The sequence below is a fragment of the Arthrobacter sp. SPT-J7 genome (assembly GCF_059089965.1).
This window is the reverse complement of record NZ_JBNHFF010000030.1, coordinates 1-21739: the sequence shown is the minus strand read 5'-3', so window position 1 is coordinate 21739 and position 21739 is coordinate 1. Positions and strand designations below refer to the sequence as shown.

The following is a 21739-nucleotide window of genomic DNA, read 5'->3' as shown; positions in this document are numbered from 1 at the left end:
CTAGGCGGAGCGGCGCTCTCCGCGGCGTTCGCGCAGGATAGTGAGCCGGTCCTTCAGGATCTGTTCCAGCTCCGGAAGCGAGCGGCGTTCCAGCAGCATGTCCCAGTGCGTGCGGACGGCCTTGTCATTGCTGGTGTCCGGGCGTTCACCGTCAACCAGGAGGGCTTCCTTGCCGGTCTTGGAAACCCAGACCGGGGGAATCTCCGCCTCGGAAGAGAACGTTACGAAGACCTGCTCGCCGTCCTCGCACCGGTACTCGACGCGCTGACGCGGAGCCGGCTCGACTCCGGACTCGGTCTCCATGCTCTGCGCACCAAGGCGCATGCCCCGCAGGCTGCGATCGCTCATGTTTTCTCCCTCTGATCGGTTCGCGGAGTAAAACCCCGCGCAAGCCGGTGGCTAAAAAGCCCCTCCGGACTACTGTGTGCTCTGTGCTGCATCTCTAAGATTCAACGCATCGCGAAGCTCGGTTGTTCCAGCGGATCTGCTCCTGCCGGACAAATACCCAATTGTACGGGTGCCATGCCATCCGGAGCAAAATAGAAGGGATCCGCAACTGCTGCGGATCCCCTCAAGGTGCTTTCCCGGTCTGGGCCTAAGGCTCGGAGGTCTTGGCTCCGACTTCGTCGAACAACCCGGCCGCGGCGGGATCAGGGTTGGTTCCCCCCAGCGCGTTGCCGATTCCCTTGAGTGCTTCGCCGACTTCGCTGGGGATGATCCACAGTTTGTTGGAAGATCCCTCCGCTAGCTTCGGAAGGGTCTGCAGGTATTGGTATGCCAGCAGTTTCTGGTCCGGGTTGCCCTTGTGGATGGCGTCAAAGACCTTTTGGATGGCCTGCGCCTCGCCGTCGGCCCGCAGGATAGCGGCTTTGGCATCGCCCTCGGCCGCCAGGATGGACGCCTGCCGCTGGCCTTCAGCCGTCAGGATGGCCGACTGCTTGGTGCCTTCGGCCGTCAGGATCGCGGCACGTCGATCCCGCTCCGCACGCATCTGCTTCTCCATGGAGTCCTGGATGGAGTGGGGCGGATCGATGGCCTTGAGCTCCACTCGGGAGACACGGATGCCCCAGCGGCCCGTTGCTTCGTCCAGGACGCCGCGGAGCTGGCCGTTGATCTGGTCGCGGGACGTGAGTGCTTCTTCGAGGTTCAGGCCACCCACAACGTTGCGCAGCGTGGTGGTGGTCAGCTGCTCGACCGCCTGGATGTAATTGGCGATCTCGTAGGTGGCAGCCCTGGGATCGGTGACCTGGAAGTAGACCACGGTGTCGATGGAAACCACCAGGTTGTCCTCAGTGATAACCGGCTGCGGAGGGAACGACACCACCTGTTCGCGGAGGTCGAGCAATGGCAGGAGCCGGTCCACAAACGGGATCAGGATGGTCAGCCCTGGGTTAAGCGTCCGCTGGTACTTACCCAGCCGTTCGACCACGCCTGCGCGGGCCTGCGGAATGATCCGCACCGACCGGACCAGCACGATAATCACAAACACGATCAGGACCACCAGCACAATGGCCAATGCAGTTCCTCCTGCGTTATCCATACATCTCCTTGTTCCCCATTTGTTCAGGCTGTATCAGGACTGGCCAAGTGCCTTCGGCGGCACTGACACCACCGCCGTGGCCCCATCGATGGCGGAAACTACAACTTTTTGGCCGGTGGGAAGGACGCCCCCTGCAGAACGGGCTGTCCAGATGTCCCCGCCGATCTTGACCAGGCCGCCGTCAGATGTCACCGGTTCCATCACCACGGCCTGCTCACCGATGAGCCGGTCAATGTTGGTGCGCTGCTCCGAGGGACCGTTCTTCAGGTGGGCCAGGGCCACGGGCCGGACAAAGGCAATCATGAGCAGGGACACCACACAGAAGACCACGATCTGGAGCCAGAGGTCGGCGCCTGCGAAGTCGGCGACCAGTGCGGCGAGGGTGCCACCGCCGAGCATGATGAAAAACAGGTCAAGCGTGATCATCTCGATCACTGCAAACGCCAGGAAGGCCGTGAGCCACAATGCCCACCAGTTTTCCCCGAGCCACTCGAACACGTTCTCCCCCTTCGCTACGGGGAGCACGAACGCGCGCACCCGCCAGTAACTTTGCTTCAATCTTAGTGCTGCCCCGCCCGCTGTGGGCGGGCTCACGCCAGTCGTGCAGGGATAGTAGCCAAGTCGTTACGTCATAGCGGGTTCCTTGGGCCGGAAAACCATCAGCCGGAAGTTCGCTTCGGCCTGGACCGGCTCGGGCATCGCGAGCAGCCGTTCAGACAGGTCCAACCGGTCAAGGTGGTGGCCCGCAGGGCCCATAAAGGCGAGGTCCGCGGCCTCCTGACGTGTCAGTGCCAGGGGAATATCAACGACGGTGCTTGTCTCGGCGTCGAAATGGCTCCCCATCGCTTCGGCAAGCCGGGCTTCCTTGCCTTCCTCGATACCAAGCATCGCGGTAGCGGCGGCGATGGCAGCAAGGTGCCCGTGCCGCGGGGTGACCACCACCAGCCGGCCACCCGGCCGCAGGACGCGGGCAAACTCGGCGGCATTGCGTGGCGCAAAGATGACTGTGATCGCGTCCACCGAGTTATCTGCCAGCGGCAGTGGCTGCCAGACATCGCACACCAGGTTCACGGCTTCGGGGTTGAGCCGCGCGGCGCGGCGCAGGGCAAATTTGGAAATGTCCAGGCCCAACGCAGCCACATGGCGGCGGTTCTGCGCCGCGGCCTGATCGAGCACCGCCCTGAGGTAATGTCCCGTTCCCGTCCCTGCGTCAAGGAGGGCGCTGCGCTCTTCAGGCAGGCAGGGCACGACGGCGGCTGCCACCGCAGCGGCGAGCGGCCGGTAATGCCCGGCGGACAGGAAGTCGGAGCGTGCCTGGACCATGTCCGCCGAATCGGCCTCGAAGGCAGTGCCCTTCCCGACCAGAAGGTTGAAGTAGCCCTGGCGGGCGGCGTCAAAGCTGTGCCCGTCGGGGCACAGCAGGTGGCCTTGGTCCGAAGAGGCGGCGGCACGGAGTTCCAGCGCATTGCGGCACACCGGGCACAACAGCGGAAGGTCAGTCGTGGAGGGCATGGGAACCATCCTATGGCTCCGGCATCAGGTTCTTCCCGGGATGGGAGGTGGTGCCGGGAGGTCAGCGTAGGCTGATGCCGGCCGGACCCGCGCCGAAACCGAGCCCCTGCTGGGCCTTGCCAATGCCTGGCTCTGCCCAGTGGGCGGCGTATTCGGCGTTGCTGCTCAGGGACCTGAGCTGGGCCCGGTCCACGTACAGCACACCGTTCAGGTGGTCAGTCTCATGCTGCATAATTCTGGCCTGCCAGCCGGAAAACTCCCGCTGCGTCCTTGCGCCATCCGGTGTCTGGAACTCAAGAAGCACGTTCTCATGCCGTGCCACCACGGCCTGGAGGCCGTTAAGGGAAAGGCAGCCCTCATAGAAGGATGCCAAGCCCGGACCCAGGGGCGTGTAGCGGGGATTCAGGACCGCAAGGAAATCCAGGGGACTCCGGTGACGGAGGGCAGCGGCCTCAGGATCGACGTCGAACTGGTCCTCGACGACGGCCAACTGCAGCGGTATGCCGAGTTGGGGCGCGGCCAGCCCCACGCCCGGAGCCTCATGCATCACCTGCCGCATGAGGGTTATCAGGCGCGCGAGCTGGTCGTCGGACAATTGCCCGTCAAACGCGGCGGCGCGTTGCCTAAGCGCAGGATGACCTGCCTGCACGATGGGCGGGAGCGTGCCTGCTTCGAGGATCCGCTCAACGGTGTCGCGGATATGCCCTGCGGTGTGTGCGGTTTCCGGCGCGCCTTCGTTCATGGGGAAAGCCTAGCGGCCGGGCGGCGGAGCATCCTTCGGCTCGGTGCGGCCAGTACGTCGTCGGTGTTTGGAAGTCAGCGATGAGGTGATTGTCAGCAAGGACAGCTACGACTCCTACTTCACGTAAGCCTGCAACGTCAGGTAAGACGACGCGGCGCCCGCGCTGGCTGCCTGCCCAGCTCCTGCATGGTGAACCGCCGGGCCACCCACCGGTTGACTGACGGGGTGGCAGCCGCCACGCTGATCCCCAGGTTTCGAAGGTCCAGCAAGGGCCGGGGCAGCGGCCGCCCCAACAGCATGTTGATCTCGGACTGCCGCTGAGCCAGCGTCGCGGCCCGTTGCCGGCTGGTTTGGAACTCCAAGAACCGCAGGTCCACCTGGTCCGGGTTCACGACACCCAGTGCCGCCTGGAGGAGGGGGGAGAGTGCCTGTGCGTCCAGCCAGCCAAGGTTCATGCCCTGGCCGCCGATGGGGCTGATCTCGTGGGCAGCATCGCCGAGCAAGAACACCCTTCCAGCAAGCATCCGCCGGGCCATGGTGGACCGGACGCTGAACGCGCTCATCATGGTGTTGGTGCCGACGTCAGGAAGAATCCCGGTACGCCCCAAGACCAGCTGTGCCAACTCACGCGGTGCGGCGTTACCGGCAGGCCTGGCCAGCCGCACCACCCAGCGCCGGACAGCGCCGGGCAGCGGAAAGGACTCCACAATTCCGCCCGGTTCAAGGAACAGGACCGCCCGTTCGCCGTAAAATCCGGAGTCCTGGAAATCGCCCATGAGGTAGTGGTCCGGATAAATCTTTCGGCGGACAGGCACAGCCAGGAGGTCACGCACCCGGGACCGCGCGCCGTCGGCCGCAACAACGAAGGAGGCTGTCCAGGTGGACTCCCGGCCGTTGCCTTCCCCGGCAGGTACGGCAGCGACGGTGACCCGGCCGCCGTCGTCCTTCACCCTCCTGACGTGCACGCCCCTGACCAAAGCGGCGCTGTCCAGTTGGCGGACGCGCTCTTCCAGGAGGTGCTCGGTCCGGAACTGGGGCAGGGCCAGCACGAAGGGAAAAGCGTCCGAGACGCCGGCGAATGACATGGTGCCCACAGTCCTTCCGCCGCTGACTGCCAGCCCCTCCCGGATGTGTACCCCTTCCTGCGCCGCTGACGAAGCGATGCCGATCTGCTGCAAAGCCTCAAGGGCGGGGGGATGGATGCCGATGGCCCGTGAATGCTGGTTCCTGGTATGCCTCTGCTCCAGAACCTTGACGCTGACGCCGTCCTGAAGCAACAGGGCGGCAAGGTACAGGCCCACCGGGCCTCCGCCGATAATCAGAACATCTGTCTCCGCCCCCATGTCAGTTCCTGCGCAGGGCGAGAACCTGATGGAAGGTGGCGGTGGTTTCGGCGTTCCACCCAAGGGGAGCGAGGGCTGCCAATTCGGCCGGTGTGTAGCTCCTGCGGATGGACGTCAGGCCGTCCGCCCGGATGAAGGAACGGCGGAACGGCAGGGCGGCGGCGGAAAAGAGGGCGTAGGCGGCGAAGCTTCGCCTCAGGTCGTTGTGCAGGGCTTTTTTGTTGGTAAGGGCGGCTGAATCGGCGAGCAGCTGCTGGAGTTCGTCCGCCGAAAGGTGGTGCAGGACGTGGTTTGAAATGACGAAGTCGAAGCGCCTTCCTTCCCGGACAAGATCCGCGCTGTGCGCCTGCCGGAACTCCACGCCAGGCATGGGCGGCCGCCCCCGTGCGTAAGCGGCCGCGCGTGGATCGGGGTCTATTCCGGTGATTTGCAGCGGAAGTCTGTCACGACGGGCCCAGCCTGCCAGCGAATACGCGAGATCGCCCCCGCCGGAGCCGATGTCCAGCAGGGTGGCCGGACCGTTGTTCGCGGCCAGGCAGGGGCGGAGCTCCCTGACGTAGAGCCTCCGCCACCCGGCGAAAGCGCGGTTGACCACCCCGAACTGGCGGTACGTGTTCTGGAGGAGCCGGGTGTCACAGTCCGGCTGGTCCATGATTTCGACGGCGTCGACGGCGCGCTGCCGCATCAGCAGGTCCAAGGGCTCAGGGTACGGGTACTTCTGCCGCAGCGTGGCCCGGCACCTGGCCCGCAACCCCGGAGAGGGGAGCCTGGCGCAGTTTGGTGAACAGTGCCGTCTCCACGGTGAGCCCCGGACCGAAGGCCATGGAGCAGATGCGTTCGTCCCCATCCGCCGGGTCCTGTTCCAGGATGTGCTTAAGGACAAAAAGTACTGTGGCGCTGCTCATGTTGCCGTAGTTCCGTAGCGTTTCGCGCGCGGGCACCAGTTGCTCTTCGGTGAGGCCCAGGCGGGACTGGACTTTGTCCAAAATGCTCCGGCCGCCGGGGTGGATGGCCCAGTGCCGGATGGAGGTGTAGGGGAGTGCCTCCAGCTCCGGATCCCGGGCCAGGAGGGGCTTCAGGGCATCCACAATGTGGTCATCGATGATGTGCGGCACATAAGTCCCCAGCACCATTTCGAATCCGTGGTCGCCGATGTTCCACGCCATGGCGTCCTCGCCGACCGGCGTGAGGACTGTTTCGAAGTGGTCAAGCTGGAGCAGGGAGGATTCCGCCGACCCGCTGCGGGCAGTGACGACGGCGGCAGCCGCACCGTCGGCGAACAAGGCTGAGCCCATAATCGTATCCGGATTATTTGAGGTGCGGACGTGCAGGGAGCACAGCTCTGCGCACACCACCAGGACAACGGCCTGCGGATCGGCCTCACAGAACAGCTTTGCGGCGCGCAGCGCGGGGAAAGCTGCATAGCAGCCCATGAACCCCAGGTGGTAACGCTGGACAGCGGGATCCAGGCCCAGCTCCCGGACGATCTTGTAGTCAGGCCCCGGATTGAAGAACCCGGTGCAGGAGACCGTGATGAGGTGAGTTATGTCAAGTAGATCGAGCTCAGGGGCAGCGTTAACGGCGGAACGGGCGGCTTCCACAAAGAGCTTGGTTGCCTCGCGGCCGAAGATGTCGTTGCGGACCTTTGTGCTGGGGTTCAGCAGCAGGCTGGTCTCCGGATCGAAAAACTGCGGATTGTCGGAACGGTAAGCCCGGGTGAGTTCCTCCACGGCGGTGAAGCGCGTATCAATGGCAGCGGAGTCAAAGCAGGTTTTGACCAGCCGCGAGCCAAGCCTGGACAACCCGGGTTGGGCCGCAAACACGTCGCGGGCTTCTGTCTGAATCAGCATCGTTTGTGGGACTGCAGTTTCAAGTGATCGCACATAGACCGTCATTGACTCATTCTTAGCGAGCGCCCGGAATAAGACAATGCTGACCTGCGGATTCATCCCGATGCACCTGACGCCCGTCGGCTGCTGATGTGTGCTGGTTTCCCGCCCCATCCCAGGTCCTCCCGGAAACGCCGATAATCTACATTATGTAAAGCTACGGTCAGTAGGGGTCCGAGAGGTACGTATCTGATGGCCTTGGAAGAGCCTGCCTTAGCCTTCGCATTCGATGCAGTATGTGTGGCCGTTGCTTTCACGCGCTACCTGGGACCGGTGCCGGACGAGGAAACAGGAATAGCAGGTGAACTCATCGGCGGCCTGGGGAATCACCTGCACGATGAGCTCGTCGGAGATGATTTCGCCGCCAGGTGTCAGCCCTTCATCGAGGGCATCAGCCTCGTCCAGTTCGGTGACGACGCTGTGGGCATCAGGGGCGTTCGCAGACTGCAGATCCTCCAAGGAACGGTCCTGGGATTCCTTGACGTCGGAACGGACTTCGTCGTAGTCGGCTGCCATAGAGGTGCTTCTCGATTCCTTGTATTGCCTATTGCCTGGTTCTGACCACTTTGCAACGTTCACGCGCGCAAGGTTGTTCCCTCGTTTTTCGCCGGGCTTGAGGATACGTCGAGCCAGCCGTCGCCAGTCTGCTGCTATTGCTGAGTCTCGCCCTCAGACGCGTCAGAGGGTCAACCTACTGCTGTTTGTTGCCGCCCCCAGTGGGGTCACGGGAAGACTAGTGATGTGAACGGCGTCGGCGACCACATCTCGTGTGCTGGCGCCACGCGCGTAGGAGCCCCGTTGCACTGCTGCGCCGGTCCCCCGGCTCAGGACCTGGAACAGCAGGAACTCGACAGTGTTGAACTCGCCCTGTTCCTCGAGCACCGGCCGGAGGTGGTCCAGCAGCGCCATCACCACCTCGAAGGCGCCCCGGGGCCTTCCAGTTATCGGGTCTGCCAACTCCCCCTCCAGCCCGTAGCGGCTGGCCTGCCAGGAGGCGAGTTGCAGTTGGATGGCCGAACTCGGGACTGGACTGACGCCGTCGCGCCACTGCCGTGCTGCGGTTTCCGCCAACCCGCGGACCAGGGCCGCCAGCAGGACGGTATCGTCGGCAAACAGGCACACGTCGGCGACCCGGACCTCTACGGTCGGGTGCTTGTGACTGAGTCGTGCGTCCAAGTACAGGTTGGCTTTGTCCAAGGGCACGCCGGAGCTGAGGATCTGCCCGATCTCACGGTGGTACGCAGCAGCAGAGCCGTATATTCCAGCCGCTCCGGTGGTGGGCCACCGGCTCCATGCCTGCCAGCGGTAACTCGCGTAACCTGAGTCCACCCCGTTCCAGTACGGTGAATTGGCGCTGATGGCCAGCAGGACGGGCAACCAGATCCGGATACGGTCCAAGATGGCGACGCCTTCTTCTTCCGACTCGATCTCCACGTGCACATGGCAGCCTCCGGTCAGCTGTTCAACAGCGGTAAGCCCGAACCTTTCCATCAGCTGGGCACATCGTTCACCCGGGGCAATGGTGGACTCGACCGGCAGCGCCGAAGTTGCCAGCGCAACCGCCCGCGCTCCTGCCCGCCTGGCCGCAAAATCGGCGCTCTTCCGCCCGGCGCTGATGTCATGGGCCAGTTCGGCGAGGGAGAACCGCGGCAAGGTACAAGTTTCAATCTGTTCCTGCTTCATCTCACTGGTTAAGCGGGGAAAGTCGCTGAGCTGCTCAAGGACTTCGCCCAGCGGCAGCGGCTTCCCGCTCTCGCCGTCGACAATCAGGAACTCCTCCTCGACTCCTATCCTGCGCGTCATCCCAACCCGCCAAGGACGAGAAGATCCCCCGCGTGCTCCCACTCGACCACTGGGACACCGCCCTTCTTCCAGATAATGTAAGCCACTTAGCTCCTCGGCATAGGTCCGCGGTTGCTTGCTCAACCCCGCCTCATTTTCACACACGAATTTGTGCGGAAGGCGTGCCGTAGTATCACGAGACGAGGCGTGCGCGTGGAGTTCGTCAAAGAACTACTCGTCTTTACCGGCGAGGACTCCCCCATGGCCAACCTCATGCTCTCCGTCATGGGCGCCTTCGCCGAAATCGAGCGGTCCCTCTTCAGGGAACGCCAGCGGGAAGGCATCGCCCTCGCCCAGCAAGGCGTCTACAAGGGGCGGAAAAAGTAGAGTTTGTGAGACGCCGGCAGCGGTGCGGGCTGTCCCTTGTAGGTTCAAGGCGAACGTCTAACGAAACGAATTGGAGTGTCTCCACAGGCTCCCGCGGATGTTGTCTTCGCTGGCTCCGAACAGCCCTCCCTGCGAATGCACTCCCGTGACAAAATAGGCGTTACCCATCACCGCATCTGCGCTTGCGCTCGCGCAAAGGACCGAAGATGAAGAGAGAGCTGAAGGACGCCGCGAACGCGGTCGAGGACGCATCGAACTCTAGGGCTCTTGTGTTTGCCGCCAGGGCAGGTTTTGCCGTCAGCGGCCTGCTGCACCTGCTGATCGGGTTCGTCGCCATCCAGTTGGCACTAGGCAAGGCCGGACAGGCGGATCAGGCCGGTGCAGTCGCCCAACTCGCCGCCCAGCCGCAGGGTCTTTTGCTGCTGTGGGCCGGATTCGCCGCCTGCGTGGCTCTGGTGCTCTGGCAAGCCAGCAACGCCGTGTTCGATTACGGTCAGCTGGAGGCCAGGAAGAAGGTCGGCAAGAAGCTTTCCGCAGCCGGCAAGGCTGTGGTGTTCGCCGTCATGGCGCTGACTTTCGCTGCCTCCGCGAGCGGAAACAGCAAGAACAGCGGACAGTCCACGAGCGATTTCACGCTTTCGATCATGAAGGCGCCCGGGGGCTCGGTCCTGCTGATCGTCATCGGGGCCGGGATCGCCGTCGCCGGCCTTGTCTTCGTGGTCCTTGGAGTCAAAGGATCGTTCAAGAAGGATCTGCGGCTGCCGTCCTCGGGCGCCGGCAGGGCTGTCGTGACCGGGCTGGGAGTGGTTGGCTACGTGGCCGAGGGTGTCGCACTGTTTCTGGTGGGCTTGCTGTTCATCATCGCCACCGCCAACGCCCGCCCTCAGGAGTCCACTGGCATGGATGGCGGATTGAAGGCGCTGCGAGAGCAGCCGTACGGGGTTTACATGCTGACCGCCGTCGGCGCCGGTCTGATCTGTTACGGGCTCTACCTGATGGTGAAGGCGAAGTTCGCGCGGATGTGAGCTCCCCGCCCACGCGACCAGCCAAGAGCGCGCCGCCAGGCAGCCGCTTCTCGCCTTCTGCCTGAGATCCGCTACAGGAATGCATAAGGTGGCACCATGAGCGATCCTCGATTCCGGCCCTGTGAAGTGGCGGCGCCATCTGGCCGTCGGTTTCTGCTAGCACCAATTTGGCAGACTCTGCTGGGTTCTTGAGTACCCCCACGGAGGCCGCGGTCCTAACATGACCGTATGGACACACCAGCTGGTCCTCACGTTGTCCGTGCAGGCGAGGGCGACGTCACTGGAGAATCTGGATTTTTGGACCGGTACCTTCTTGAGAGCGCAGCTTCCTCGGGCAGGGTTGCGCTGGTCGAACACGTGCTCGGCCCAAAGATGCTGGCCGCACCCATGCACCGGCACAGCCGCGAAGATGAGTACACGTTCGTGCTGACCGGCACACTCGGGGTGATCGAGGAGGGCACCGAAATTACTGCCACGGCGGGCGATTTGGTTTCGAAACCGCGGGGACGCTGGCACACGTTCTGGAATGCCGGCGACGACGAGCTCCGCGTGCTTGAGATCATTGTTCCGGGCGGCATCGAGGCGCTGTTCCGCCGGCTCGCCGAGCCGGGCGGGGAATACTCCCCCGAGACACTTCCATCCCTCGCAGCCGAGTACGGTGCAGAGGTTGACTTCGAGGCAACCATGCCGCTGGTCGAGAGGCACGGGCTGGTGGCCTAGGGCAGGGCCTCTAAGTGACGTGGTCGCTGGTCGTTCGAGCCCATGTTCTCCACACACTGTACGGGTGCCGTTCTACCTCGCCCCTGTGAACCCGCCCCAATTTGTGGTGGGATTGCGTCATCGGAGACTACGCGGGTAGCAGGAGGAAGATCATGAGCGATCCCGGAACTGAAGGACAGCCCCTCGGCGAGCCCAAGGAATCTGAAACGGACAACCCGAACGCCACGCCCGAGAAGGACCACCCCATCACGGAAGATCCTGACGGCTCCCCCGTTGAGAACCCCTCGGGAGGCTGAAGCCGCGCCGGCGGGGACCAGGGCGCCGTTATCGGGCATAACGACCGGGTTCAGAAACGGCACCGAAACGGTAAAAAAAGGGCCGCCAACTGGCCCCGGATTTACTGGCGCCTGACCCGGATGCGGTGTGCTTTACGGTTCCGCCCCAGAATCGGCAACCCGCGTTTTGGGGCCTGGCCCTCCCTATTCTTGAGCTGTCCAACCGCACCACACCACCCCCCTTGGATGGCATCAATGAACTCCTCCTCTGGCTCACGGCGCTCCTGGCGGCCGTCGGGCTGGGCACCGTGTCGCCGGGACCCGCCTCGGCAGCCACCTCGTATTGCGGTCTCGAATAGGGATCTCAGGCTAAATCCGCGCCCGAGATGAGCACCGCTTCAGTCACCAACGTCCGGACAGGGCGGCAATCCTGCTTCGACCGGATGGTGGTTGACCTCAACGGCCCCGTAACGGGCTACACGGTCCGGTACGTTCCGGCGATGCGGGTCCGTGAACAACTCGGTACCACCCCTGGAATCAGTTGAATACGTGGTCAGCTGTGAAGGCTCGTCGCTCGACACAGATACTGCGTCCGACTCCGATCCGTGTAGCTTACCGCGCCGCTCTTACACTAATGTGAAGGTTCAGAGGAATCTGGTAAGCGACCGAAGGAGCGGGCATGCGCATAGGCGAACTCGAACAAAAATCCGGAGTGCCGGCTCGGATGCTCCGTTACTACGAGGAGCAGGGCCTGGTGACACCGCGCCGCCTCGACAACGGTTACCGGGAGTATGACGAATACCTTGTGGACCGCGTGGCGAAAATCCGCGGGCTTATCGACTCGGGTATCCCGACCAGGATCATCGGCAACATCCTGCCGTGCCTGAACCAGCCCCAGACCGTCGTCGTCGACGACGCTGACCCGGAACTCCTGGAAATGCTGCGGCAGGAGCGGGACCGGATGACGCACAAGATCGACGTCCTTTCGCAGAACCGGGATGCCATCACCCGCTACGTCCAGGCACTGGAGACCGCCGGCAGCAAGAGCGGCACTCGCGAACGACAGCCGGCGTAGCAGCAGGCGCACGATTTGACCTTGTCACTAGTGAGAAGGTTGCACTATGGGTAGGTGACTTCCTCCTCATCTCCAAAAATGATCCTCGGCCTGCAGCTCGGTAACGGGTACGGCGCCCACGGGTCGGCCTGGCGCGCCGCGGGCGTAGATCCGGCCAATTACGCCGACTTCGACGCGCAGGTGCGCTACGCCCAGGCCGCCGAACGGGGCAAGTTCGCGTTCCTGTTCCTGCCCGACTTCCTGGCCTACAAAGCAGATGGCGTGCAGGAGGCGCCCATGCTCACCCTGGAACCCATGCTGACCCTGGCAGCCATAGCCCGCGCGACCGAGCGCATCGGTCTCGTAGCGACCGGCTCGACGACCTTCAACGAGCCCTACAACCTCGCTCGCCAGTTCAAGGCCCTGGATGTGATGAGTCATGGCCGGGCCGGATGGAACGCTGTGACGACCAGCGACCCTGCGTCCGCCGCGAACTTCGGGCAGGAGATCGCGCCCCGGCCGCAGCGTTACCAGCGGGCGCACGAGACCATCCAGATCACACAAGCTCTCTGGGGTAGCTGGCAGCAGGATGCCTGGATCAGGGACACGACGAACGCTCGGTTCATCGATCCGGAAAAGATCGAGGCCATCAACCTGCAGGGCAAATATGTCGCGTCTCGCGGACCGCTGCCCATACCGCCGTCGGAGCAGGGCCAACCTGTGGTCTTCTCGGCCGGTGGAGGGGCGAACGGCCTCGAGATCGCCGGTCGGTACGCCAGCGCCGTCATCGGCGCCGTATTCACCATCGAGGACGCGCGCGCCCAGCGCGAAGCCGTCCGGGATGCAGCGCGTAAGGCCGGACGCCAGCCTGACGAGGTGAAATTCATCGCCGGAGTGATGCCAGCCATCGCCGCCACCAAACGGGCGGCACTGGACCGCCGCGTAGCCCTCGGCGACCAAGCCGCCCCCGCCCTCGTTCCCTATCTCGGCTCCATGCTGGGATTGGCTCTCGATGCGAGCCAGATCGACGAGCCACTCAGGCCCGCCCAGCTGGCAGCAGCCCGACCCAGCCCTTTCGATCCCCGCTCCCCACGGGCACTGGAGGTCGCCCGCGAAGGATGGACGCTCCGCGACATTCTCGCCCACGGGGTCATCGACTACCACCCCACCCCTGTAGGCCCGGCGTCGGTGACCGCGGACCACATGCAGGAATGGTTCGAGGCAGGCGCCTGCGACGGCTTCTGGGTGTCCATCGACGTCTACGAGGGCGGTATCGACACCTTCGTCGACCAGGTTGTTCCCCTGCTTCAGGAGCGCGGCCTCTTCCACGACGACTACGAAGGCACCACCCTCCGTGATCACCTCGGCGCCCCAGCCCAGTACGGCCTGGACGCTCGACTCGCGGATAACGCCGAATGACGACAACCACCGACAACCCCAGCCACATCATTGACCAGGGTATCTTCCGTGGCACCGTGGGACGTTACGCGTCAGGCATCACGATCATCACCGGTCACGATGACCAAGGACCAACCGGGTCCACCTGCCAGTCGTTCTACAGTGTCTGGCCTGGCTCGACTGCACAATCTGGGCCGAACACGACGCCGGCGACCACCAAATCGTGCCCGGACGCGTTATCGAACTAGGTACAGCAGGCAACCATCCTGGTCCCCTGCTGTACTACCAAGGCCAATACCGGGCCCTCCACGAGCTCGACCCTGCCTGATGCGTGTGTAGGTCGTTGTATCGGTGGGTCGCTTACCTTCGTCCTCGTCCGGTATATGACACCCCTGATTTGACCTTCACACTAATGGCAACGTTGATGATGGAAGGACAGATATCGCACTAGGGAGACACATGAAGATCGGAATCATCGGCGCGGGCTCGATCGGCTCGACCATCGCCCGGCGGCTCAGCCGTCACGGACATGACGTATCGATCGCCAACTCACGCGGCCCGGAGACGATCGCTGCCGCAGCCTTGAGCACCGGCGCGCGAGCCGTCACGGCTTCCGAAGCGGCCACTGACGTCGACGTCCTCATCGTCTCGGTCCCGATGAACCGCAACGAGGACATCGCCGCCCACGTCCGGCGCGCACCCGAGGCCGCCGTCGTCATCGACACGTCCAACTACTATCCGGCCCGCGACGGCATCGTCACCGCCTTTTTCGAGGGGCAACCCGAAAGCATCTGGTTGACCGAACTGTTCGGCCGCCCCGTCACGAAAGCCTGGAACGCCATCACATCCCAGTCCTTCGACGCCAAGGCCACCGAGGCCGGGGCTGCAGGCCGGGTCGCCATCCCGGTGGCAGCCGATGACGATGATCAGCGGAACCTTGCGATGTCCCTGGTCGAGCAGACCGGCTTCGACGCTGTCGACGCCGGAGTCCTCGCCGAATCCTGGCGGCAGCAGCCCGGCGCTCCCGTTTACTGCACGGATCGTAGACGCGAAGAGATGCCAGCCTTCCTGGCAGCCGCTGAGAAAGAGCGCGTCCCCCAGCGCCGGGATCTGGCCATGGACGCCATCGGCGGGTACATCGATGCCGGCGGCAAACCGGACGGCAAGTTCCTCGTCGCCATCAACCGTGCCTGCTACAGCTGACGCTACGTCCCCACAACTCCCCCAACGCACCAACGCGCACCTACTGATGCGCGCTCACACGCAAGCCAGGATGAATACCGAATGACTTCTCACGAAGCAACCGCAACACAAGAGACCGGCGGTAACAGATCACGGTCCGACAGTGCAGGCCCGGCGCAGAAACCATCATGGGCGGGAGTGGCCTCGCTGAGCGTGGGTGTCTTCGCCCTCGTGATGGCCGAATTCCTGCCGGCGAGTCTTCTTTCCCGGGTTGCCGCGGATCTGGGAGTGACAGAGGGTGTGGCCGGTCAGTCCGTCGCCATCACCGCCATCGTCGCAGCCATTTCCGGCATCACCATCCCTGTCGTGCTCTCGCGTATGGACCGCCGGCACCTGATGATCATCCTTTCGGCGCTTGCAGTCGTATCGGACGTGCTGGTGGCGATCGCGCCGACCTACCCGATCCTTCTGGCCGCCCGCGTCCTGCTCGGCATCGCGATCGGCGGGTTTTGGGCGCTGGCGATCTCCATCACAGCGCGCCTGGTTCCGGCACCGAAACTCGGTCTGGGTCTGACGATCGTGAACGTGGGCGTGACCCTGGCTACCGTCGCCGCCGTCCCGCTCGGCACGTTGCTCGGTGAAATCTGGGGTTGGCGTGCAGTGTTCGCTCTGGCCGCGGGCGTCGGCATCATCGCCATGGTCATCCAGTTCATCGCCCTGCCCTCGATGCTGACCGGCCCCTCAAGCGGACTCCGGCCTCTCATTCAGACACTGCGCTCCCGCATGGTGCTGCTCTGCCTGTTCACCATGGCTCTGATGGGTGCCGGTCACTTCGCCGGCTTCACTTACATCCGTCCTGCAGCGACCGAGGTCGGCGGACTCGATCCCGAGCAGCTCGCTGTCCTGCTCCTGGTGTACGGCCTGGGCATTGTGGGCGGCAACCTGGTCGCCGGACCTCTCGCTGACCGCACCCTGCGTATTGCGACTCTGGTCTTCCCGCTCGTCCTCGGCCTCGCGATGATCGCCTTCGTTTACATGGGCAGCAGCACCGTTCTGCTCTTCGTCGCAGCCGCGCTCTGGGGAGCCGGCTTCGGTGCCCTGCCGACGGTCATCTCGACCTGGCTCGCCCGAGCCGAGCCAAGCCGCCTTGAAAGCATCGGCGGACTCCAGACAGGTGTGTTCCAGGTCGCGGTCGCCCTCGGCGCGTTCCTCGGCGGGCTCCTCGTCGACGGTGCCGGCGTACAGACCGCCCTGGTCCTCGGCGGCCTCGCCTCCGTGCTCGGCGCCCTGATCCTGGTGGCAGTCAAACCCCCGAAGCTGGCATAACCACCGAGCCATTCTGTGGGAGTCAACCGCTTATGAGTAAAGACACGCACCTCGCCCCTGTTGCAGGAGCGAGGCATCTACCCTACTGACTACGAGCGCGCCACCGTCGGCGACCACCTCGGAGTCCCAGCCCAGCACGGCATCGACCCGCGCATCGCAGGCGACAACGGATAACCCCACACACCTTCCACACCCATCCGAGGACCCAAAGTCCTTGCCAGGACCATCACCCGCTCAGGAGAGCCCCATGCCGGCACCCAGCCCAACCGAATCCACCCATAAAACCGCTCCCCCCGGGCCAGCTGTCAACGCCCCCGCAGTAACCTCCAACGACCGGCTGGCCCCCGGTAGCGCGATGATCATCGGGCTGCTGATGGTCTCGGCCTTCGTCGTCCTGCTCAACGAGATGATGCTCGGCGTTGCCCTGCCAACGCTAATCAGTGACCTGAACATCACCCCGACGACCGGTCAATGGGTAACCACGGGGTACCTGCTGACCCTGGCCGTGCTCATCCCGGCCACAGGGTTCGTGCTGCGCAGGTTCACCACCCGTGCGATCTTCCTGACGTCCATGACCCTGTTCCTGATCGGCACGATCATCGCTGTCATCGCTCCCGGGTTCGGTGTCCTCTTCACCGGCCGGATTATCCAGGCAATCGGTACTGCAGTCTTCGTGCCCCTGCTGATCACCACGACCATGCGCCTGGTCCCGGTCTCACGCCGCGGCCGCATGATGGCCATCGTCACGGCGGTCCCCGCCATCGCGCCGGCCGTCGGCCCCGCGGTCTCCGGAGTGATTCTGTCCCAGCTTTCCTGGCGGTGGCTGTTCATCCTCATGCTGCCGATAGTCGTCGCGACACTAATCCTTGGCGCAGCAAAGCTTAGGAACGTCACAGTCCCCGAGCGGGCAACCCTGGACGTGCTCTCCTTGCTGCTGTCCATCGTCGGCTTCGGCGGATTGGTCTTCGGGCTGGCATCCATCGGAGAGTCAGTCTCCGGCCACGCACCCGTCGACCCCTACATTCCCATCCTCGTTGGCCTGGTCGGCGTGGGAGCGTTCGTCTTCCGTCAGGTCTGGCTGCAGCGCCACCGAGATCCGATTCTGGACATGCGGATCTTCACGACGCGCTCCTATGTCCTGCCCATCATCGTGATGACCTTCCTCCCGATGATGGGCTTCGCCATCACCGTCGTCTTGCCCCTGATCCTGGCCGGCGTCCTCGGACTGAACACCCTGCAGATGGGCCTGTTCCTCTTCCCCGGCGGAGCAATGATCGCAATCGTCTCCGCACTTGGCGGACGTATCTACGACAAGGTTGGACCAAAACCCCTGGCGATTCCCGGCTCCATCCTGTGGGTGGCGTCCATCTGGTTCCTGACCACCATCAACGAGAACACCAGCATCTGGCTGGCCCTGGGCGTCTACCTGATCCTCACCGGAGCACAGGCACTGATGTGGGCCCCAATGACCACCTCAGCCCTCAGCTCCCTGCCCACCGAGCTCTACGCCCACGGCACGGCCGCGCTCTCCACCATCCAGCAACTCGCCGGCGCAGCCGGAACCGCCATCCTCATCTCCGCTTACACCATCGGAGCCAACGCGTCCCACACCGGAGCGCTCAGCCTCGCTCAAAGCACCGACGCCGGCCGGACGGCCTTTACCGTCGCGGCGATCCTCGCCCTCGGAGCAGTCATCGGCACCCTATTCGTCAGCAAAGCCCCTCCTACGACTAACAACTAGGAGCCTGGTTCGTTCGCGCTATCCGATCGATGCCCCGATGGCGCCTGACCGCGTCGTCGGGGAGTGTCCGGGTGGCGAGGTAGAGGCATTTCAGGGCCGCTTGCTCGGTGGGGAAGTGGCCCCGGGCCCTGATGGCGCGCCGGTAGGGGGCGTTGAGGAGTTCGATGGCGTTGGTGCTGCAGATGACCCGCCGGATTTCGACGTCGCGTAGCGGAAGGTGTTGCGGATCAGGTGCACGATGCAGGTTTGGACCACCGCCAGGGACCAGACCGTGGTGATGGCCTCGGGCAGGCCCTTGAGCCCGTCGCAGACCGTGATGCAGACGTCCTCGACGCCGCGGTTCTTGATCTCGGTCAGCACCGAGAGCCAGAACTTGGCCCCTTCGCCGCCATCCCCTGCCCACAGCCCCAGGATGTCGCGTTCACCGTTGACGCTGACACCGATCGCGACGTAGACCGGCCGGTTCGTGACCTGCCCGTCCCTGACCTTGACGTGAATAGCGTCGATGAACACCACCGGGTAGACCCGGTCCAGCGGCCGGTTCTGCCACTCGGTCATCTCCCCGATGACCTTCTCAGTGATCCGCGAGATCGTGTCCTTGGAGACCCTGGCGCCAAACACCTCGGCGAAGTGCGCCGCAATCTCGCCGGTCGTGAGCCCTTTCGCGCTCAGTGACAACACAATCTCGTCAACACCGGTAAGCCGACGCTGCCGCTTTTTCACGATCTGCGGATCGAACGTCGCACCGGTGTCCCGCGGCACGTCGATCTCCACGGGCCCGATCTCGGTCAGCACGGTCTTCGTGCGGGTGCCGTTGCGGGAATTCCCACTCCCGCGCCCGGACACGTCATGCTTTTCGTAGCCGAGGTGTTCGTCCATTTCCGCTTCCAGAGCGGTCTCCAGGACATTCTTCGTCAGCCGGTTCAACAGCCCGTCCGGACCGACGAGATCGATGCCCTGCTCCCTGGCTTGGGCTAGGAGCTGCTGCGCTACCTCTTGCTGATCCACATCAGTCGCCATGGGATCCATGGTTCCGCTCATGATCAGTCCTCCCCCGCCAGGCAACACCCGGCGTGTCAGGCCAACCGCGGATCCACCGTTATTCAGACAGTCCCGTTGATTGTCATTGGGGTCAGGTCTTTCGCCGTCGGGTGGCTTAGCGGGGTGGGGCTGCTCGGAGGTGTGGGCTGACCTGGCCTAGGATGCCGGCTAAGCGTCTCGGAAATCCTAATGATTTGGGGGATGGGGTGGTGAAGAGTACTCCAGTCGGGGGTGGTGGAGGTGTCGCTAATGGCCGCAGGTGAGCGGTAATTCGACAGGCTTCACCGTGCGTCCCATTCCTCATTCATCAGGCTTGGGAGATTGCGGTTCTTGCAACTGTGGCCGCTTGTGGTTCGTGGCGGGAGTCAGTCGTCGCTGACGGAGATGGTGACGGTGATGTTGCCGCGGGTGGCGTTCGAGTAGGGGCACACCTGGTGTGCGGCGTCCGCGAGAGACTGTGCTTGGTCGTGGTCCATTTCTGGGATGACGACCTCGAGGTCGACGGCCAGCACGAATCCGCCCTGTGCATCGGGCCCGATGTGGACCCGGCTTCCGACAGTGCTGTGCGGGATCGCCACTTTCCGGGTCCGGGCGACCAGTTGAAGTGCGGAATGGAAGCATGCCGCGTACCCCGCTGCGAACAGTTCTTCCGGGTTGGCCCCGCCGCCGGCGCCGCCCATTTCCTTCGGGGTTGTCAGGGCCATGTCGAGCGTTCCTGTGGTGGTAGCAACATGGCCGTTTCGGCCGGCGCCTGTGGCGAGAGCTTCAGCGGTGTAGATGGTGTTCATGATGAGACCTTTCAGAAGATGGGTGAGTCCGGTGGGGGTGTGCTTGGGAAATTCGTGATGACACAGGCCGGTCGAGGGTCACCCCACGCGGGCGCACTCTTGAGCCTCCTCGAGGCTCGTCGCCCGACCGTTTTCCTCGCTCAGGAAGTTGCCGCGCTGGCGGTCAGGCGGGGATCGAGTCCGAGCTGTTCGGGGAGGCCGAGGTGGTCGCGCAGGGTGGAGCCCTGGTAGTCGTCGGGCCGGAGGCCACGGCTGCGCAGGATCGGTACGACGTGGTCGACGAAGTCGTCGAACCCGTCGTGGAGGTCGTCGATGACGATCGTGAAACCGTCGGTAACGCCTGCTGCCATCCATTCCTGGAACATGTCCGCGACCTGCTCGGCAGTTCCGACGACTCCTGGATTCGGGTCGAGGACTCCGTGGCCGAGGATCTCCCGTGGGGTTCGGCCCTGGCTTGCGAGCCGGTGTGCGAGGGCCTCCTGCTGATTCCCAGAACGTGCGCGTAGTCCTTGGACCTGCGTAACCGTCAGTGGCTTGTCACGATCGGCGGCGTTTAGACCCAGGCCGAGCATTCTGGAGAGTTGAGCCAGCCTTTGTTCGATACCGGCAGCTTCTTCCAGTGCCATGCGCCGTTCGACGGCTTCCTGCTGTGTTGCGCCGAGCCCGAAGCCGACGAAGGAGAGATACTTCACCTCGTCGGCGTCGCGGCCGACGGTCTCGGCTACGGAGCGAATCATGTCCCGCTGAGAGCGGGCGTCAGCCATGGAGTAGGGGTTGCCGATGATCCCGTTGGCATACATGCCTGCAGCCTGGATGCCGGCGCCACTGGCGAACGGCATAAAGATCACCGGCTGGCCCTGCTCCGACGGCGGGATCTGCAGTGGTCCACGGGAGCCGACCTGACGACCCTGCAGGTTGATCGGCTGGATGTGGGATGTGTCAGCGAACCGCCCGGTGACCTTGTCCGGGGCGCCGGCCTCCCTCCCCCAGCTCGCCCACAAAGCCTGCGTGACCTGGATGACCTCGTGCAGCCGCCCGTACTTTTCTTCGCGTGATGGCACGGGACGTCCGTAGTTGGCGAAGGCTTCCGGTTCATAGCTGGGAATGAGGTTCCATCCGGCGCGGCCGTGGCTCATCACATCCAGTGCCCGGAGCTGGCGTGCGATGCCGTACGGCTCATTGAACGAGGTGGACATGGACGGGACCAAGCCGACCTTCTTAGTCGCGTAAGCCATGGCGGCCATCAGCATGACCGGGTCAATCGACACGATGGGCGGCCCCGACTCCAAGTCGCCCCAGATGAAGACGCGGTCGGGGTAGAAGAGGTAGTCCAGCCCGCCGCGCTCAGCGGTCTGTGCAGCACGCACGTGAGGCTCGAGGTCGGTGTAGGCGTTGGGGGCAGCCCAGGGCATCCGCCACGCCCCCGGGTGAGCCCCATACGTTGTCCCCAACACCGTTCCGAGCAGCATCGGATTGTTGTTCATGGCCGTCCTTCTCTTATGGCTGGATCTGACCCCAAAGTCAAAAGGTCACGCAGGAAAATAATACGGAGATACTCTCCGTTTTGCAAGGCGTTGGTCGTCAGATGTCCGTTGCTCAGGGCAGAAATTTGCTCGACGAGCGTTGCGTGTCCCTAGGCGGCACTGAGGTCCGCCGTGATGTCGGCGTCCCGGAGGTCGACGCCCATCATCTTCTGCCCCTCTGCGCGCAGCCGCTCGGCGGTCGCCTTGCCGATCCCCGATGCCGCACCGGTAATCATTTTCGTCCTGGTCATGATGCTCTTCTTGTGGTCAAGGTCTGGTTATCAGGGTCTTGCTATTGATGCTTGGGCATGCGGCCGCCGAGTGCAGGACTGTGGATCGGTAAATGAAGCACCTTCTCCACGAAGGCGCGGGTACCGCCCGACTGCCGGCAGCCAAACTCGACCATCTCGGCTATCTCCGCCATGCCGGCCTTTGCCGGCGCTTTCGCTAAGGGTTGGGAATCATCCAGCC

22 protein-coding genes and 3 pseudogenes are annotated in these 21739 nt (G+C 63.9%); 11 read left to right on the top strand and 14 right to left on the bottom strand.

The window, feature by feature from the left end; translation table 11 throughout:
- The 10 genes from AC5RWX_RS20040 to AC5RWX_RS19995 form a co-directional block, all read right to left on the bottom strand.
- Positions 1 to 348: an RNA polymerase-binding protein RbpA gene (locus AC5RWX_RS20040; RefSeq protein WP_494098069.1), complete on the bottom strand. Its 348-nt coding sequence runs from the start codon at positions 346 to 348 to the stop codon at positions 1 to 3.
- A 247-nt stretch (positions 349 to 595) separates the two neighbouring features.
- The gene (locus AC5RWX_RS20035; protein WP_163163758.1) at positions 596 to 1540 is read right to left on the bottom strand and encodes an SPFH domain-containing protein; all 945 of its coding nucleotides are present in this window, start codon (positions 1538 to 1540) and stop codon (positions 596 to 598) included.
- 33 nt (positions 1541 to 1573) lie between these two features.
- Positions 1574 to 2038: an NfeD family protein gene (locus AC5RWX_RS20030; RefSeq protein WP_494098068.1), complete on the bottom strand. Its 465-nt coding sequence runs from the start codon at positions 2036 to 2038 to the stop codon at positions 1574 to 1576.
- A 126-nt stretch (positions 2039 to 2164) separates the two neighbouring features.
- On the bottom strand, positions 2165 to 3052 hold the full coding sequence (locus AC5RWX_RS20025; protein WP_494098067.1) for a methyltransferase domain-containing protein: 888 nt from the start codon (positions 3050 to 3052) through the stop codon (positions 2165 to 2167).
- Positions 3053 to 3113: 61 nt separating this feature from the next.
- Positions 3114 to 3794 (bottom strand): peptide deformylase, encoded by a 681-nt coding sequence (locus AC5RWX_RS20020; RefSeq protein WP_494098066.1) that lies wholly within the window; start codon positions 3792 to 3794, stop codon positions 3114 to 3116.
- A 137-nt stretch (positions 3795 to 3931) separates the two neighbouring features.
- A complete protein-coding gene (locus tag AC5RWX_RS20015) occupies positions 3932 to 5137 on the bottom strand; it encodes an FAD-dependent oxidoreductase (protein WP_494098065.1) in 1206 nt (401 codons plus the stop codon).
- 1 nt (position 5138) lies between these two features.
- A complete protein-coding gene (locus AC5RWX_RS20010; RefSeq protein ID WP_494098071.1) occupies positions 5139 to 5822 on the bottom strand; it encodes a class I SAM-dependent methyltransferase in 684 nt (227 codons plus the stop codon).
- A 16-nt stretch (positions 5823 to 5838) separates the two neighbouring features.
- Positions 5839 to 7032 carry a type III polyketide synthase gene (locus tag AC5RWX_RS20005; RefSeq protein WP_494098064.1) on the bottom strand — a complete coding sequence of 398 codons (1194 nt, stop codon included), beginning with the start codon at positions 7030 to 7032 and terminating at the stop codon, positions 5839 to 5841.
- 207 nt (positions 7033 to 7239) lie between these two features.
- Positions 7240 to 7542, bottom strand: coding sequence for a DUF4193 domain-containing protein (locus tag AC5RWX_RS20000; protein WP_494098063.1), 303 nt, complete (start codon positions 7540 to 7542; stop codon positions 7240 to 7242).
- A 162-nt stretch (positions 7543 to 7704) separates the two neighbouring features.
- Positions 7705 to 8829 (bottom strand): glutamate--cysteine ligase, encoded by a 1125-nt coding sequence (locus AC5RWX_RS19995; RefSeq protein ID WP_494098062.1) that lies wholly within the window; start codon positions 8827 to 8829, stop codon positions 7705 to 7707.
- 174 nt (positions 8830 to 9003) lie between these two features.
- On the opposite strand from AC5RWX_RS19995, the pseudogene AC5RWX_RS19990 reads away from it, so the two are divergent.
- The 11 genes and pseudogenes from AC5RWX_RS19990 to AC5RWX_RS19940 form a co-directional block, all read left to right on the top strand.
- Positions 9004 to 9192 (top strand): annotated as a pseudogene (locus tag AC5RWX_RS19990) (recombinase family protein); the annotation flags it as partial.
- Positions 9193 to 9377: 185 nt separating this feature from the next.
- Positions 9378 to 10220 carry a DUF1206 domain-containing protein gene (locus tag AC5RWX_RS19985; RefSeq protein WP_494098061.1) on the top strand — a complete coding sequence of 281 codons (843 nt, stop codon included), beginning with the start codon at positions 9378 to 9380 and terminating at the stop codon, positions 10218 to 10220.
- A 228-nt stretch (positions 10221 to 10448) separates the two neighbouring features.
- A complete protein-coding gene (locus tag AC5RWX_RS19980; protein WP_494098060.1) occupies positions 10449 to 10940 on the top strand; it encodes a cupin domain-containing protein in 492 nt (163 codons plus the stop codon).
- Positions 10941 to 11092: 152 nt separating this feature from the next.
- A complete protein-coding gene (locus AC5RWX_RS19975) occupies positions 11093 to 11236 on the top strand; it encodes a hypothetical protein (RefSeq protein WP_494098059.1) in 144 nt (47 codons plus the stop codon).
- Between the two features lie 230 nt (positions 11237 to 11466).
- Positions 11467 to 11712: pseudogene (locus AC5RWX_RS19970) on the top strand (AMIN-like domain-containing (lipo)protein); the annotation flags it as partial.
- 182 nt (positions 11713 to 11894) lie between these two features.
- Positions 11895 to 12290: a MerR family transcriptional regulator gene (locus AC5RWX_RS19965; protein WP_494098058.1), complete on the top strand. Its 396-nt coding sequence runs from the start codon at positions 11895 to 11897 to the stop codon at positions 12288 to 12290.
- Between the two features lie 54 nt (positions 12291 to 12344).
- Positions 12345 to 13688 carry an NtaA/DmoA family FMN-dependent monooxygenase gene (locus tag AC5RWX_RS19960; RefSeq protein WP_494098057.1) on the top strand — a complete coding sequence of 448 codons (1344 nt, stop codon included), beginning with the start codon at positions 12345 to 12347 and terminating at the stop codon, positions 13686 to 13688.
- Between the two features lie 124 nt (positions 13689 to 13812).
- Positions 13813 to 13995, top strand: coding sequence for a flavin reductase family protein (locus tag AC5RWX_RS19955; RefSeq protein WP_494098070.1), 183 nt, complete (start codon positions 13813 to 13815; stop codon positions 13993 to 13995).
- A gap of 131 nt (positions 13996 to 14126) precedes the next feature.
- Positions 14127 to 14870 (top strand): NADPH-dependent F420 reductase, encoded by a 744-nt coding sequence (locus AC5RWX_RS19950; protein WP_494098056.1) that lies wholly within the window; start codon positions 14127 to 14129, stop codon positions 14868 to 14870.
- A 177-nt stretch (positions 14871 to 15047) separates the two neighbouring features.
- The gene (locus AC5RWX_RS19945) at positions 15048 to 16175 is read left to right on the top strand and encodes an MFS transporter (protein WP_494098055.1); all 1128 of its coding nucleotides are present in this window, start codon (positions 15048 to 15050) and stop codon (positions 16173 to 16175) included.
- Between the two features lie 247 nt (positions 16176 to 16422).
- Positions 16423 to 17916, top strand: coding sequence for a DHA2 family efflux MFS transporter permease subunit (locus AC5RWX_RS19940; RefSeq protein WP_494098054.1), 1494 nt, complete (start codon positions 16423 to 16425; stop codon positions 17914 to 17916).
- On the opposite strand, the pseudogene AC5RWX_RS19935 reads toward AC5RWX_RS19940, so the two are convergent.
- The 4 genes and pseudogenes from AC5RWX_RS19935 to AC5RWX_RS19920 form a co-directional block, all read right to left on the bottom strand.
- Positions 17906 to 18957 (bottom strand): annotated as a pseudogene (locus tag AC5RWX_RS19935) (IS256 family transposase). The gene AC5RWX_RS19940 and the pseudogene AC5RWX_RS19935 overlap by 11 nt on opposite strands.
- Before the next feature lie 365 nt (positions 18958 to 19322).
- Complete coding sequence (locus AC5RWX_RS19930; protein WP_494098053.1) at positions 19323 to 19745, bottom strand: organic hydroperoxide resistance protein; 423 nt, start codon at positions 19743 to 19745, stop codon at positions 19323 to 19325.
- A 140-nt stretch (positions 19746 to 19885) separates the two neighbouring features.
- Complete coding sequence (locus AC5RWX_RS19925) at positions 19886 to 21229, bottom strand: NtaA/DmoA family FMN-dependent monooxygenase (RefSeq protein WP_494098052.1); 1344 nt, start codon at positions 21227 to 21229, stop codon at positions 19886 to 19888.
- Between the two features lie 149 nt (positions 21230 to 21378).
- Positions 21379 to 21519 carry an SDR family NAD(P)-dependent oxidoreductase gene (locus AC5RWX_RS19920; RefSeq protein WP_494098051.1) on the bottom strand — a complete coding sequence of 47 codons (141 nt, stop codon included), beginning with the start codon at positions 21517 to 21519 and terminating at the stop codon, positions 21379 to 21381.
- Positions 21520 to 21739 lie beyond the last annotated feature (220 nt).